The sequence below is a fragment of the Photobacterium kagoshimensis genome (assembly GCF_050337045.1).
GTDB lineage: Bacteria > Pseudomonadota > Gammaproteobacteria > Enterobacterales > Vibrionaceae > Photobacterium > Photobacterium kagoshimensis.
Genome location: NZ_JAKJSO010000026.1, coordinates 23,813 through 38,083 on the forward strand (window position 1 = coordinate 23,813; position 14,271 = coordinate 38,083).

A 14,271-nucleotide genomic window follows, 5' to 3' on the forward strand; every position below is an offset into this window, starting at 1 on the left:
AGTTGGATAGGTAACAATGCGATTTAATGCCAAAGCCCTCGTACTCATTATTAACGTCATTGTGGTGATTATTATCACCGCAACGGGGAGTGCTAGGCGTTAAACAGCCGCAAATGCAACAACGCACAAGCCCCCGCAGCCACAAGGTCCGGGGGCTTTTTTCTAACTGCAAGCAAATAGACAATCCGCAACATGGAATAAGGGGATCGTGATGACAGGGGCAGAGTTAGTTGTAACAGCGCTGCAGCAACAAGGAATAACCACAATATTCGGTTACCCAGGTGGGGCTATCATGCCTATCTACGATGCACTCTACGATGGTGGGGTTGAGCATATTCTTTGCCGTCACGAGCAAGGGGCTGCAATGGCAGCCATCGGCATGGCACGCGCCACCCAAGATGTTGCGGTATGTATGGCAACCTCAGGACCAGGAGCAACCAACCTAGTGACCGGGCTTGCTGATGCCTTTCTCGATTCGGTACCTCTGGTTGCCATCACAGGTCAGGTTGCCAGTACCCATATCGGCACCGATGCCTTTCAGGAAATGGATGTGATCGGGATGTCGTTGTCCTGTACCAAACACAGTTATTTGGTAACCGACATCGACGAGTTAGCGCCAACGCTAGCCGAAGCCTTTGAAGTTGCGAAAACAGGCCGCCCAGGTCCCGTGATTGTCGATATCGCCAAAGACGTTCAGTTAGCGCAAGCCCCCGTTGAAACACTGCCAACATTTACTCCTCCTGCGATACCTCAAGTGTGTCACCACGCCCTACAAACCGCCCAACAACTCTTAGCCGATAGCGAGCGTCCTGTGCTGTATGTCGGTGGTGGGGTCCACCTGGCTAAAGCAACCCATACGGTTCGCCAATTTTTACAGTTAAATCCTATGCCTGCAGTCAGCACCTTAAAAGGGCTTGGTACCATTGAACGCCACCATCCCCATTATTTGGGTATGCTCGGCATGCACGGCACCAAAGCCGCCAACTTAGTGGTGCAAGAGTCTGACTTGTTGATCGTGGTTGGCGCACGGTTTGACGATAGGGTAACTGGCAAGCTCGATACCTTTGCCCCGCACGCCAAGGTGATCCACTTAGATATCGATGCGGCTGAATTTAACAAACTCCGCCAAGCACATGCGCCATTACGTGGGGATATTAATACCATCTTGCCACAGTTAGAGATCAGCCAAGCTCTCACCCCATGGCTGAAACATTGCGACACCTTACGCCGTGACTTCAAATGGCGTTATGACCACCCCGGCGATCTTATTTACGCACCAGGCTTGATGAAGCAGCTGTCTGACATGATGCCCGACACCGCAATGGTATCGACCGATGTCGGCCAACACCAAATGTGGGCAGCCCAACACATTCAACCGCGAGAGCCTCAAAATTACATCACCTCCGCAGGTCTTGGCACTATGGGCTTTGGCTTACCCGCCGCGATGGGCGCCAAAGTCGCACGCCCCAACGATGAATCAATTTTAATCTCGGGCGATGGCTCGTTCATGATGAATGTCCAAGAGCTAGGCACCCTAAAACGCAAGCAGATCCCAGTCAAAATGGTGCTGATCAACAACCAACGTCTTGGCATGGTAAGGCAGTGGCAGTCACTGTTTTTTGATGGCCGCCATAGCGAAACCATTCTCGATGACAACCCAGATTTTGTGATGCTCGCCAAGGCATTTGATATTCCAGGCAAAACCATCACCAAAAAAGACGAAGTCGAACCAGCCCTCAAGGAAATGCTGGCAAGTGACACCGCCTACTTACTTCATGTGTTGATTTCAGAAGAAGAAAACGTATGGCCACTGGTGCCACCGGGCGCGGCTAACCAAGATATGCTGGAGAACACCTAATGGATAGATATTTACTCGACATCAAAGCGGATGATAAACCAGTATTACTAGAGCGAGTATTACGCGTTATTCGTCACCGTGGCTTTATTATTAAGAAAGTCATCGCGACTCAGAACCATGAAAGTAAGGTTGCCAGCGTTGAAATTGTGGTTGATAGCGATCGACCAATCAGCACCCTGATCAACCAAATTGAAAAACTTTGGGATATTCGCACCGTAACAACAACTCTTTTAGAAAACCAAGACTAGTGCATAAGGAAGCAATGCAAAATGGCAAATACAGCAGATTATATTTGGTTTAATGGTGACATGGTTCCTTGGGGCGAGGCTAATGTCCACGTACTGACTCACGCAATGCATTACGGTACCTCGGTTTTTGAAGGCATTCGCTGCTATAACACCCCCAAAGGGCCGATTGTATTCCGTCATAAAGAGCACATGGAACGGCTGAAAAATTCCGCCAAAATTTACCGCTTCCCGATTCCCTACAGTGCAGACGAGCTGATGGAAATCTGTCGCGAAACCATTCGCGTCAATAAACTCGAGTCCGCCTATATTCGTCCATTGGGCTATGTCGGTAATGTCGGGTTAGGTGTTTGCCCACCCGTTGGCACTGAAATGGATCTGATCGTGGCCGCTTTCCCATGGGGCTCATACCTAGGGGAAGAAGCACTCGAAAATGGCGTTGATGCCATGATTTCAAGCTGGAACCGCGCGGCACCCAATACCATTCCAACCGCGGCAAAAGCAGGGGGAAACTACCTCTCATCATTACTCGTGGGCAGTGAAGCGCGCCGTCACGGTTACGCTGAAGGGATCGCTTTAAGCGTTGACGGCTACCTGTCTGAAGGGGCGGGCGAAAATATCTTTGTGATCAAAAATGGGGTACTGCTAACCCCACCAGCAACCAGTGCCATTTTGCCAGGGATCACCCGCGATTCGATCATGGTGCTCGCCAAAGAGATGGGCTACGAAGTACGCGAAGAAAACATTGCCCGCGAAGCCCTGTATCTGGCTGATGAAATCTTCATGACAGGCACAGCCGCTGAAATCGTACCGGTGCGCACCGTCGATCAAATTGTCGTCGGCGAAGGTAAACGCGGCCCTATCACTAAAGTGATTCAAGCGGCTTACTTCGGCCTCTTTAATGGCACCACGGAAGATAAGTGGGGCTGGTTAGATTACGTCTACCCCGACAAAAAATAAGCCCACTGCCAACAATTACCGCCATGACCCGCATTTAATCACTCAAGCGGGTCATGCAACAAAAGGATATTTGTAGTTATGCCTAAGTACCGTTCTGCCACCACCACTCACGGCCGTAATATGGCGGGTGCCCGCGCTTTATGGCGTGCCACTGGCGTTAAAGATGAAGATTTCGGTAAGCCGATTATTGCCGTCGTTAACTCCTTCACTCAATTTGTACCAGGCCACGTGCACTTAAAAGACATGGGGCAACTGGTCGCGGGCGAAATTGAAAAAGCAGGCGGGATCGCCAAAGAATTCAATACCATTGCAGTCGATGATGGCATCGCAATGGGCCATGGCGGCATGCTGTACTCACTGCCATCACGCGAGCTCATTGCTGATTCCGTCGAGTATATGGTCAATGCCCACTGTGCCGATGCCATGGTGTGTATTTCCAACTGTGACAAAATCACCCCAGGCATGCTGATGGCCGCACTACGGATCAATATTCCGGTGATTTTTGTATCTGGTGGTCCGATGGAAGCGGGTAAGACCAAACTATCGGATCAAATCCTGAAGCTGGATCTGGTTGATGCCATGATCCAAGGGGCGGATCCTAAAGTTTCTGACGAACAGAGCGAACAGATCGAACGATCCGCCTGTCCAACCTGTGGATCATGTTCAGGCATGTTTACTGCCAACTCGATGAACTGTCTGACCGAAGCGCTGGGTTTAAGCCAACCAGGTAATGGTTCGATGCTGGCAACCCATGCCGACCGTGAGCAGCTATTTATCAATGCAGGTAAACGTATTGTCGATTTAACCCAGCGTTATTATCAAAACGACGATGTCAGCGCCCTGCCACGCAATATCGCCAATAAAAAAGCGTTCGAAAATGCGATGGCACTCGATATCGCCATGGGCGGCTCGACCAATACCGTACTGCACTTACTGGCAGCCGCACAGGAAGGGGAAGTGGACTTCACCATGAACGACATCGACCGTATGTCTCGTCGGGTACCACACCTGTGTAAAGTCGCACCATCCACTCAGCAATACCATATGGAAGATGTGCATCGCGCAGGTGGGGTTTACGGTATTTTGGGTGAATTGGATCGCGCAGGCTTGTTCCATAACGATTGCTACAATGTGCTAGGCCAGACGTTTGCTCAAACGCTACCACTGTATGATATTGCCGTGACAGACTCGGCTGAAATAAAAGACTTCTTCCGTGCTGGCCCTGCTGGCATTCGTACCACTAAAGCCTTCTCACAAAATTGTCGTTGGGACAGCGTCGATGATGATCGTGAAAGCGGTTGTATTCGTAACAAAGCCAACGCCTTTAGCCAAGACGGCGGCCTCGCGGTACTGTCTGGCAACATGGCACTCAATGGCTGCATAGTTAAAACCGCCGGCGTTGATGAAAGCTGTTTAACCTTTACTGGTCCTGCCGTGGTATTTGAAAGCCAAGACAGCGCTGTGGAAGGTATTTTAGGCGGAAAAGTCAAAGCAGGCGATGTGGTGGTGATCCGCTACGAAGGGCCAAAAGGTGGCCCTGGCATGCAAGAAATGCTGTACCCAACCACCTATCTGAAATCGATGGGGTTAGGCAAAGAGTGTGCATTAATTACTGATGGTCGCTTCTCAGGCGGGACATCAGGACTATCGATTGGCCATGTATCCCCCGAAGCAGCCAGTGGCGGCACCATAGGCTTAATCAAGGATGGCGACACGATTGCGATTGATATTCCCAACCGCTCGATTGATCTCAATGTCGATGAAAAAACACTAACTGAACGCCGCAACCAAGCCAATCAGCAGGGTTGGAAGCCTGTCGATCGTCAACGCGATGTGTCTTACGCACTCCGTGCTTATGCGTTGCTCGCGACCAGCGCCGACCAAGGTGCCATCCGTGATAAGTCAAAACTCGAAGGGTAGTCATTATGAGCGACGTTCAGCAAGTTAACGACACCAACTCGCAAGCCTCAACACCATTAAGCAGCGCGGATTATTTGCGAGATATCCTCCGCGCACCTGTCTATGAGGTGGCGCAAGTCACCCCATTACAAACCATGGCGCGACTGTCCGAACGCACGGGCAATCAGATCCAATTAAAACGAGAAGACCGCCAACCGGTGCACTCTTTTAAACTGCGTGGCGCTTACAACATGATGTCTCAGCTCACGCCGGCACAGCAACAAGCAGGGGTTATTGCGGCATCTGCGGGCAATCATGCCCAAGGGTTAGCGTTATCAGGTAAACAGCTGGGGGTGCAAGCCACCATTGTAATGCCGCTCACCACGCCAAACATTAAAGTCGAAGCGGTGAAAAGTTTCGGCGGAAAAGTCGTGCTACACGGGAATAATTTCGATGAAGCCAAAGCTCGGGCAGTCGAACTTGCCGAACAGCACCACTTCACCTTTATTCCACCGTTTGATCACCCAGCAGTCATTGCAGGACAAGGCACCATTGGTATGGAGCTACTCCAACAAAATGGTCATCTTGAGTATGTGTTTCTCCCTGTCGGGGGCGGCGGCTTAGCTGCAGGGGTAGCGGTATTACTCAAACAACTGCTGCCACAAATCAAAGTGATAGGGGTAGAAGCCGAAGATTCAGCCTGTCTTAAAGCGGCACTGGCAGCAGGCGAACCCGTGACGCTGGAGCAAGTCGGGATGTTTGCCGACGGTGTCGCCGTTAAACGCATTGGTGATGAAACCTTCCGCCTGTGTCAGCAACACCTCGATGATGTGATAACGGTCAGTTCCGATGAGATTTGTGCCGCCGTAAAGGATATCTTTGAAGATACGCGGGCAATTGCCGAGCCATCAGGTGCATTATCTCTGGCGGGATTGAAGAAGTATGCCGATCTCCACCAGCTGCAAGATAAAAAGCTGGCAGCTGTACTCTCTGGGGCTAACCTCAACTTTCATGGCTTACGCTATGTATCAGAACGCTGTGAGTTAGGTGAAAAACGCGAAGGCTTGCTGGCTATCACCATTCCTGAGCGCCAAGGTGCTTTCCTTGATTTCTGCCATATCCTAGGCGGACGTGCCGTTACTGAATTTAACTACCGCTACAGCGATGACAGCTTAGCCAATGTGTTTGTCGGCGTGAGATTAATGCAAGGGCAAGAAGAGCTGGATAGCATTATCGACGACCTACGCCATGGGGGATATCCTGTGGTCGACCTGTCCGATGATGAAATGGCAAAACTGCACGTGCGTTATATGATAGGTGGGCGTCCTTCTAAGCCTTTACAAGAAAAACTGTATAGCTTTGAATTTCCTGAATACCCAGGCGCCTTGTTGAAATTCTTAAATACGCTCGGTACGCGCTGGAATATCAGTTTATTTAACTACCGTAATCACGGTGCTGATTATGGCCGAGTACTCTGTGGTTTTGAGCTTGAAGAAAATGATGTCCTCTCATTTACTAGCTATTTACGAGAGCTTGGCTATCAGTGGAAAGATGAAACAGCCAACCCAGCTTATCAATTTTTCCTCGCCCAATAGCGCTCATTCAAGGTGAACGCCGCGCATTAAAAAAGCAGCCAGTGGCTGCTTTTTTATGATCGAAACAATAACCGAAAATCCGTTATGTCAGCGTTTTGTTTGCTGTTCAAACCAACACGAAATAAAACTCAGATTAAGTTCAATTAATCGAGCCCGTAATGGTGGGGGCACTTCAGCGAGCATATTAATTAATTGCTGCGTATCTTCCTGCACACACGGACGGCTGGCTGAATGTTCTTCAAATAAAAACCAAGTTAGAGGACGCTCAGTCACTTCTGCGATCTTCATTAATGTCGACACTCGAGGTTCCGTTTTCGCGGACTCTAAATCAAGATAAGTTTGACGCGCAATGCCAAGCTTTTTAGCCATTCCAACTTGCGTGATTTCTTTCCACTCTCTCGCCTCACGAATTTTATTGGCGATCAGTACTTTGGAAATATTCATGCAGATACCATCTACTTCATCGCAGTTGTTAGCACGATAACTTGTGCCACAACGAACGACCGCCTTAAGGCATAACTAAGTTATTAATAACTAGGAATTATGCCCTTCGCATCCCACGCGTCACCGAGTGAAAAGTCAATTTGTGACCCTTAGCTTGTAATGTAAGGCTAAGTAGACAAGCACATTTTAATATTGCCTACAACATCGTACAACTCAATGCAGTGAGCGCTGTAACATAATTAGGTTAACTTTTATCTCGCTGCGTCAGTGCTTTCGTGTATTCCGCCATGAACCCCGCTAAATTAATACTCTGTTGCAAAATGACGTTCCGTGCCGAATGCGGCAAGCGACTAAAGTATTGTAACAGACGATCGATTTCTTCTTTGTACTCGCTCTCTAATATCTCGATCCCTTCGTCGCCATAGACGAACCAAGTTAGAGGACGCTCGGTAATTTCAGAGATCTCAGACAACAAGCGGACTTTAGGTTCGGTTTTTCCTGTTTCAAGATCGAGATAAGTTTGACGCGCAACCTTGAGCTGTTGGGCCATATGGACTTGGGTCAGCCCTTTCCATTCACGGGCTTCACGAATACGTGCTGCGATTTTCGTTTTAGAATCTGTCATGTCTAACCTCCAATACACATCAAATAGAAGACTACTTAGTGTTCATGACTGAACTTGCACAAGATGCGCCACATTGGAGAAGCAAATAAAAAACCAACTATTCAACAACTTACAATAGAGCCACACCAGGCGTTTCTATTTTGATTCGCAGAAAGTTGTACATAGCTATCTAGATTTTCATTTCGCAATATTCTCGTCACCCGTGCTAAACAAACCAGACAAATCCGTGTGTTGGTTGGCCATTACCGTAGAAATAAGCGTCATTAATGTACTAGAGAATAGACGCTCTCACTCGTTGCCGAATACCAGCCATAAAAAAAGCACCGCGAACGGTGCTTTTTCTTAATGTTCAAACAAAAACTCAATCGTGAGATCTATTCAACCGTTACCGCTTTAGCCAAGTTACGAGGCTGATCGACATCGGTCCCTTTGATCAAAGCAACATGGTACGACAGCAGCTGCATTGGCACTGTGTAGAAGATAGGGGCAATAATGTCATCCACGCATGGCATTGTAATGATCTTCATGCCTTCGCACGCTTCAAAACCTGCTTCACTATCAGCAAAGACGTACAGTAAACCACCACGTGCACGCACTTCTTCGATGTTCGATTTTAGCTTTTCAAGCAAATCGTTGGTCGGTGCCACCACGATCACTGGCATATCCGCATCAATTAATGCTAATGGGCCGTGCTTCAATTCACCCGCAGCGTAAGCTTCAGCATGAATGTACGAAATTTCTTTTAGTTTCAGTGACGCTTCCATTGCGATTGGGTAGAACTCACCGCGACCAAGGAATAGCGCGTGGTGCTTGTCAGCAAAATCTTCCGCTAGTTGCTCAATTGGCTTATCAAACGCCAATGCTTTCTCAATTTGAGTCGGTAACTGGTGCAAAGATGCAACAATTTCACGCTCTTTATCTGCACTGATCAGGCCTTTCTCTTTCCCGAGAGCCGTTACAAACATCAGCATCGCCACTAACTGAGTGGTAAAGGCTTTAGTCGATGCCACACCAATTTCCGTGCCTGCACGCGTCATGAAGGCTAAATCAGATTCACGCACCAATGAAGAGCCAGCCACATTACAAATAGTGATCGCTGACATATAGCCTTTTTCTTTCGCCAAACGTAGCGCAGCCAAGGTATCAGCCGTTTCACCCGATTGAGACAGGGTCAGCAATAAGCTGTTTGGACGAGTGACAAACTTGCGGTAGCGGAATTCAGAGGCAATTTCTACATCACAACTCACACCAGCCATAGATTCAAACCAGTAGCGCGCCACCATACCCGCGTTGTAAGAGGTACCACAAGCTATGATTTGAACGTGTTCAACTTTCTCTAAGATCTCTTTCGCACCGCTACCAATACTCTCAACAATCACGCTATCGTTGCTAATACGGCCTTCCATGGTGTTGATTAATGCACTTGGTTGCTCGTAAATTTCTTTTTGCATGTAGTGACGGTATTGGCCTTTATCTGCAGCATCTTGCTGCAAGTTAGACTCATGGACTTCACGTTGAATTGGCTCACCGCTCGCATCAAATACATTCACTTCACGGCGAGTAATTTCAGCCACATCACCTTCTTCTAAGAACATGAAACGACGAGTCACATTCAACAGTGCTAACTGATCCGAAGCTAAGAAGTTTTCACCCACCCCCAAGCCAATCACCAGTGGACTGCCAGAGCGAGCCACCACAACGCGATCAGGGTCTCGACGATCCATCACAACAGTGCCATAAGCACCTTCAAGTTGTGCCACGGTTTTTTGTACCGCTTCAAGCAGGGTGGCCGCTGAACGTAATTCCCACTCCACCAAGTGAGCAATCACTTCGGTATCGGTTTGCGAAACAAAGCTGTAGCCGCGCTCAGTCAATAGCGTACGCAGCTCTTCATGGTTTTCAATAATACCGTTATGAACCAGTGCAATATTGTCGCCAGAAATATGCGGGTGCGCATTCGCTTCTGATGGTTCGCCATGGGTAGCCCAACGCGTATGGGCAATACCTGTACCGCCAATCACTGGGTTACTGTCAACGGCATCGGCTAACGCTTGCACTTTACCTAAACGACGAACGCGATTTAAGTGACCTTGCTGATCGACAACGGCAACACCAGCCGAATCATAACCACGATATTCTAAACGACGTAAACCTTCGACTAAAATCTCAGCCACATCACGCTGTGCTACTGCACCCACGATTCCGCACATAAAAATCTCCTAATTTTGTTCGACTGGCGCGCAAATCACTTGCACACCGCATAATTCAATTTGTGTTTTAGCTTCAAGATCGAGGCCGTCATCGGTGATCAAGGTATTAATGCTCTCCCAAGGTAACTCTAAATTGGGAATACGACGGCCCACCTTGCTCGACTCCACCATCACCACAACTTCACGGGACACTTCGGCCATTACTCGGCTTAATCCCATCAGCTCATTAAAAGTTGTAGTCCCTCTTTCAATATCAATGCCATCTGCACCAATAAAGAGTTGATCAAAGTCATACGAACGCAGCACTGATTCCGCTACTTGGCCCTGGAAGGCTTCTGAATGCGGATCCCAAGTACCACCTGTCATCAACAGCGTTGGTTCGTTTTCAAGCTCATTGAGGGTATTGGCAACATTGAGGGAGTTGGTCATCACAATCAGCCCTTGCTTGTCATTCAGCAGGGGGATCAGGCAAGCTGTGGTGCTACCGCTATCAAAAATTAAGCGGTTATGGTCTCGAATACGCGCTGCAGCTGCTTTCGCAATCGCGAGCTTTCGTTCTGAAACATATTCTTCTGCTTCATCAATGGCCACGATCTCAGATGGCATCGCCACTGCACCACCATAGCGGCGTAGTAGTAAGCCACTCTTTTCCAATGTGGCAAGATCTTTTCGAATCGTAACTTCGGACGTTGAAAAGTGCTGCGCCAGAATATCCACGCTCGCTTCACCTTGCTGGGCGATGAAGGCTGCGATGCCATGACGGCGTTGCTGAGTATTTCGTTTTGACATTATATTTCGACTTGCCAACTGTAAGTTTCGTTCTGAAAGATAATAGTAGCAAAGCAAAAGATAAAAGATCAATGCAAAGCTGGCATATTAATTGACGAAAATAATGTTAGGGGGTTATCAATAAGTGCAGCCGTAGATATAGAAGAAGCGCAAAGAAGAATCGTGAGGTAAGAGAGGCAATAAAAAAGGCAGGGAGATCCCTGCCTTTGATTAACTAAACGGTATATCAGCCAGTGATATGCCCGTGATTATTTTTGCTTTTCAGGGCGTTTCCAGCCTTTGACCGTACGCGCAGGTGCTCGAGTAATAACTAACTCACCGTCGCCAACATCACGGTTAATAGTGGCACCAGCACCAATAGTCGCACCTTTGCCCACTTTCACTGGTGCAATCAGCTGAGTATCTGAGCCGACAAACACGTCATCAGCGATTTCAGTTTTAAACTTATTAGCACCGTCGTAGTTGCAGGTAATTGTGCCTGCACCGATGTTAACGCGATCGCCAATCTCGGCATCACCCAAGTAAGTGAGGTGGTTGGCTTTAGAGCCTTTACCTAAACGCGACTTCTTCATTTCAACAAAGTTACCTACGTGAGAATCACCCACCAGCTCCGCACCAGGGCGTAGACGAGTAAATGGACCGACAGTACAGTCTTCACCCACGATAGCGCCTTCAATTACACTGTACGGACGAATAAGGGTGTTATCGTCAATCTCACAGTCCTTCAGAATAGAGCCCGCACCAATCACCACATTGTTACCCAGCGACACACTGCCTTCGATGATCACGTTAACGTCGATTTCGACATCCGTACCACATTGCAGCTCACCACGAAGGTCAAAACGGGCAGGATCACGCAGCATCACACCTTGCTCTAACAAGCGCTCAGCTTGCATTGCTTGATGAGCACGCTCTAATTTCGCCAATTGAACACGGTTATTCACGCCTTCTACTTCAATCGCACTGGCAGGGTGTACCGCTTCAACTGCGCGACCTTCATTGTGAGCAATCGCAATAATGTCTGTCAGGTAGTATTCACCTTGGGCGTTGTCGTTCTTCAACGCCGCCAACCAGCGCTTCATATCGCCGCCGTTCACCACCATCACACCGGTGTTGATTTCTTTGATCTGCTTTTGCTCTTCGCTCGCATCTTTCTGTTCAACAATCGCCACCACTGGGCCATTGCGACGCACAATACGGCCGTAACCCATCGGGTTATCAAGCACCACGGTTAATAGCGCGATACCGCCATCCGGCTGGGCATCCAATAAGTTCTCTAGCGTTTGACCACTGATCAGTGGAACGTCACCGTATAAAATCAGGACTTTCTCATCATCAGCAACATCTGGACACGCTTGATTAACTGCATGACCGGTACCTAGCTGCTCAGCTTGCAATACCCAGTTAACAGGCTCTTCGGCCAGCACTTGCTTCATGGTATCGCCGCCATGGCCATATACCAGATGGATATTATTGGCGCCCAGATCAACACAGGTATCAATCACGTGCTTAGCCATAGGCTTACCCGCAAGAGTGTGAAGAACCTTAGGCAGGTCAGAGTACATACGGGTGCCTTTTCCCGCGGCGAGAATTACAGCGCTGAAGTTCATGCAGCGTATCCTTTTAGGTGCATATTCAAAAATAAATTACCGCTATTGTAACTGGAGGAAAGGGGACTTTTAAGCAACAGCCGTTATTTTTTACCATGTATTAACTTGCTATCACGCGCAAAAGGCATAAAAAAAGCGACCCTAAGGTCGCTTTTTTGTATCAGGCGTCTGATTAACGCGCTTTACGAGTCAGCTCAATAACACGAAGCTGAGCGATCGCTTTCGCGAGATCACTTGCCGCTTGAGCAAAGTCGATATCGCCATGCTGATTGTGGATACGCTCCTCAGCTTGACGTTTCGCTTCTTCAGCCTTGGCTGAATCCAAATCTTGACCGCGGATCGCGGTATCAGCTAACACAGTCACTGCATTAGGCTGAACTTCAAGCATACCGCCAGAAAGATAAATAATTTCTTCCTCACCGTGCTGCTTAGCAATTCGGATCATCCCTGGCGTAATAGTGGTCAACAACGGAGTGTGGCCTGCGTGGATACCCAGTTCACCTTCGCTACCAGTCACCTGAATATTTTCAGCACGACCAGAGAATAATTTTTTCTCTGCACTGACTACATCCAAATGGAAGGTTATAGCTGCCATGTCGCCTCCTAGTTAGCTTAAAGCTTCTTCGCTTTTTCTAATACGTCTTCAATCGCACCACAGTACATAAATGCCTGCTCTGGGATATCGTCGTACTCACCAGCTAGAATACCTTTGAAGCTACGCAGTGTCTCTTTAAGAGATACGTAAATACCTGGCGAACCAGTAAAGACTTCTGCAACGTGGTAAGGCTGAGTTAGGAAACGTTCAATCTTACGTGCACGAGATACAGCTTGCTTATCTTCTTCAGATAGCTCATCCATACCTAGGATTGCGATGATGTCTTTTAGCTCTTTATAGCGTTGTAGCATTGACTGAACGCCACGCGCGATGTCGTAGTGCTCTTGGCCAACCACCAATGGATCAAGCATACGAGATGTTGAATCCAGTGGGTCGATCGCAGGGTATAGACCTAGCGATGCGATTTGACGCGAAAGTACAACTGTTGCATCCAAGTGAGCAAACGTCGTTGCTGGCGATGGATCCGTCAAGTCATCCGCTGGTACGTATACCGCTTGAACCGACGTGATAGAACCGCTCTTCGTAGACGTGATACGCTCTTGAAGTACACCCATCTCTTCTGCAAGAGTTGGCTGGTAACCTACCGCTGAAGGCATACGACCTAGCAGTGCTGATACCTCTGTACCCGCAAGGGTGTAACGGTAGATGTTATCGATGAACAGTAGAACGTCACGACCTTCGTCACGGAAACGCTCTGCCATTGTTAGACCCGTCAAAGCAACACGTAGACGGTTGCCCGGTGGCTCGTTCATCTGACCGTAAACCATCGCTACTTTTGATTCTTCAGGCTTCTCAACGTTAACAACGCCAGCTTCCTGCATTTCAAAGTAGAAATCGTTACCTTCACGTGTACGCTCACCAACACCCGCAAACACAGAAAGACCTGAGTGTTGAATCGCGATGTTGTTGATAAGTTCCATCATGTTTACGGTCTTACCAACACCCGCACCACCGAATAGACCGATTTTACCACCCTTAGCGAATGGGCAAATCAAGTCGATAACTTTCACGCCAGTTTCTAGCAGCTCAGTTACATTCGATTGTTCTTCGTAGCTAGGTGCTGCACGGTGGATAGAGTAACGCTCTTTCTCACCGATCTCACCACACTCATCAATTGGATGACCTAGAACGTTCATGATACGTCCTAGCGTAGCTGTACCGACTGGTACTTCAATTGGGCGGCCTGTGTTTTCAACAGACAAACCACGACGTAAGCCATCAGAAGTACCCATTGCGATACCACGTACAACACCGCCACCAAGTTGCTGCTGAACTTCCAGTACTAGTGTACCGTTTTCTTTTGCATCAACATGTAGGGCGTCGTATACCTGTGGTACAGAGTCCTGTGGAAACTCTACGTCGACTACCGCACCGATGATCTGTACGATCTTACCTGTAGCCATCGTTAATCCTCTAAACT

The 14,271-nt window shown here is 48.4% G+C and carries 12 protein-coding genes; 5 read left to right on the forward strand and 7 right to left on the reverse strand.

Going from position 1 to position 14,271, the window contains the following annotated elements:
• Positions 1 to 211: 211 nt before the first annotated feature.
• The 5 genes from ilvG (at position 212) to ilvA (ending at position 6,557) form a co-directional block, all read left to right on the forward strand.
• On the forward strand, positions 212 to 1,858 hold the full coding sequence (ilvG, locus tag L4C35_RS20885; protein WP_428464710.1) for an acetolactate synthase 2 catalytic subunit: 1,647 nt from the start codon (positions 212 to 214) through the stop codon (positions 1,856 to 1,858).
• Positions 1,858 to 2,106 (forward strand): acetolactate synthase 2 small subunit, encoded by a 249-nt coding sequence (gene ilvM, locus L4C35_RS20890; protein WP_048900090.1) that lies wholly within the window; start codon positions 1,858 to 1,860, stop codon positions 2,104 to 2,106. Before ilvG ends, ilvM begins: the two co-directional genes overlap by 1 nt.
• A 21-nt stretch (positions 2,107 to 2,127) precedes the next feature.
• Positions 2,128 to 3,063, forward strand: a complete 936-nt coding sequence (ilvE, locus tag L4C35_RS20895) for a branched-chain-amino-acid transaminase (RefSeq protein ID WP_428464711.1) — start codon at positions 2,128 to 2,130, stop codon at positions 3,061 to 3,063.
• Positions 3,064 to 3,141: 78 nt separating this feature from the next.
• Entirely contained in the window at positions 3,142 to 4,983 is a 1,842-nt protein-coding gene (gene ilvD, locus L4C35_RS20900; RefSeq protein WP_428464712.1) for a dihydroxy-acid dehydratase, read from the forward strand.
• A 5-nt stretch (positions 4,984 to 4,988) separates the two neighbouring features.
• Entirely contained in the window at positions 4,989 to 6,557 is a 1,569-nt protein-coding gene (ilvA, locus tag L4C35_RS20905; protein WP_428464713.1) for a threonine ammonia-lyase, biosynthetic, read from the forward strand.
• Positions 6,558 to 6,644: 87 nt separating this feature from the next.
• Here the strand turns inward: ilvA and L4C35_RS20910 are convergent, their stop codons facing one another.
• The 7 genes from L4C35_RS20910 to atpD form a co-directional block, all read right to left on the reverse strand.
• Complete coding sequence (locus L4C35_RS20910; protein WP_428464714.1) at positions 6,645 to 7,001, reverse strand: helix-turn-helix transcriptional regulator; 357 nt, start codon at positions 6,999 to 7,001, stop codon at positions 6,645 to 6,647.
• 244 nt (positions 7,002 to 7,245) lie between these two features.
• Complete coding sequence (locus L4C35_RS20915; protein WP_048900087.1) at positions 7,246 to 7,626, reverse strand: helix-turn-helix transcriptional regulator; 381 nt, start codon at positions 7,624 to 7,626, stop codon at positions 7,246 to 7,248.
• Between the two features lie 374 nt (positions 7,627 to 8,000).
• Positions 8,001 to 9,836: a glutamine--fructose-6-phosphate transaminase (isomerizing) gene (gene glmS, locus L4C35_RS20920; protein WP_428464715.1), complete on the reverse strand. Its 1,836-nt coding sequence runs from the start codon at positions 9,834 to 9,836 to the stop codon at positions 8,001 to 8,003.
• A 9-nt stretch (positions 9,837 to 9,845) separates the two neighbouring features.
• Positions 9,846 to 10,625: a DeoR family transcriptional regulator gene (locus L4C35_RS20925; protein WP_428464716.1), complete on the reverse strand. Its 780-nt coding sequence runs from the start codon at positions 10,623 to 10,625 to the stop codon at positions 9,846 to 9,848.
• 248 nt (positions 10,626 to 10,873) lie between these two features.
• On the reverse strand, positions 10,874 to 12,235 hold the full coding sequence (glmU, locus tag L4C35_RS20930; RefSeq protein WP_428464717.1) for a bifunctional UDP-N-acetylglucosamine diphosphorylase/glucosamine-1-phosphate N-acetyltransferase GlmU: 1,362 nt from the start codon (positions 12,233 to 12,235) through the stop codon (positions 10,874 to 10,876).
• Positions 12,236 to 12,407: 172 nt separating this feature from the next.
• Positions 12,408 to 12,830, reverse strand: coding sequence for a F0F1 ATP synthase subunit epsilon (locus tag L4C35_RS20935; protein WP_428464718.1), 423 nt, complete (start codon positions 12,828 to 12,830; stop codon positions 12,408 to 12,410).
• A 17-nt stretch (positions 12,831 to 12,847) separates the two neighbouring features.
• Positions 12,848 to 14,254 carry a F0F1 ATP synthase subunit beta gene (gene atpD, locus L4C35_RS20940; protein ID WP_094957642.1) on the reverse strand — a complete coding sequence of 469 codons (1,407 nt, stop codon included), beginning with the start codon at positions 14,252 to 14,254 and terminating at the stop codon, positions 12,848 to 12,850.
• Positions 14,255 to 14,271 lie beyond the last annotated feature (17 nt).

Bases quoted from the DNA above. Each gene is read 5' to 3' on its own strand.
- ilvG (WP_428464710.1), top strand. From the start codon at position 212: ATGACAGGGGCAGAGTTAGTTGTAACAGCGCTGCAGCAACAAGGAATA.
- ilvM (WP_048900090.1), top strand. From the start codon at position 1,858: ATGGATAGATATTTACTCGACATCAAAGCGGATGATAAACCAGTATTA.
- ilvE (WP_428464711.1), top strand. From the start codon at position 2,128: ATGGCAAATACAGCAGATTATATTTGGTTTAATGGTGACATGGTTCCT.
- ilvD (WP_428464712.1), top strand. From the start codon at position 3,142: ATGCCTAAGTACCGTTCTGCCACCACCACTCACGGCCGTAATATGGCG.
- ilvA (WP_428464713.1), top strand. From the start codon at position 4,989: ATGAGCGACGTTCAGCAAGTTAACGACACCAACTCGCAAGCCTCAACA.
- L4C35_RS20910 (WP_428464714.1), bottom strand. From the start codon at position 7,001: ATGAATATTTCCAAAGTACTGATCGCCAATAAAATTCGTGAGGCGAGA.
- L4C35_RS20915 (WP_048900087.1), bottom strand. From the start codon at position 7,626: ATGACAGATTCTAAAACGAAAATCGCAGCACGTATTCGTGAAGCCCGT.
- glmS (WP_428464715.1), bottom strand. From the start codon at position 9,836: ATGTGCGGAATCGTGGGTGCAGTAGCACAGCGTGATGTGGCTGAGATT.
- L4C35_RS20925 (WP_428464716.1), bottom strand. From the start codon at position 10,625: ATGTCAAAACGAAATACTCAGCAACGCCGTCATGGCATCGCAGCCTTC.
- glmU (WP_428464717.1), bottom strand. From the start codon at position 12,235: ATGAACTTCAGCGCTGTAATTCTCGCCGCGGGAAAAGGCACCCGTATG.
- L4C35_RS20935 (WP_428464718.1), bottom strand. From the start codon at position 12,830: ATGGCAGCTATAACCTTCCATTTGGATGTAGTCAGTGCAGAGAAAAAA.
- atpD (WP_094957642.1), bottom strand. From the start codon at position 14,254: ATGGCTACAGGTAAGATCGTACAGATCATCGGTGCGGTAGTCGACGTA.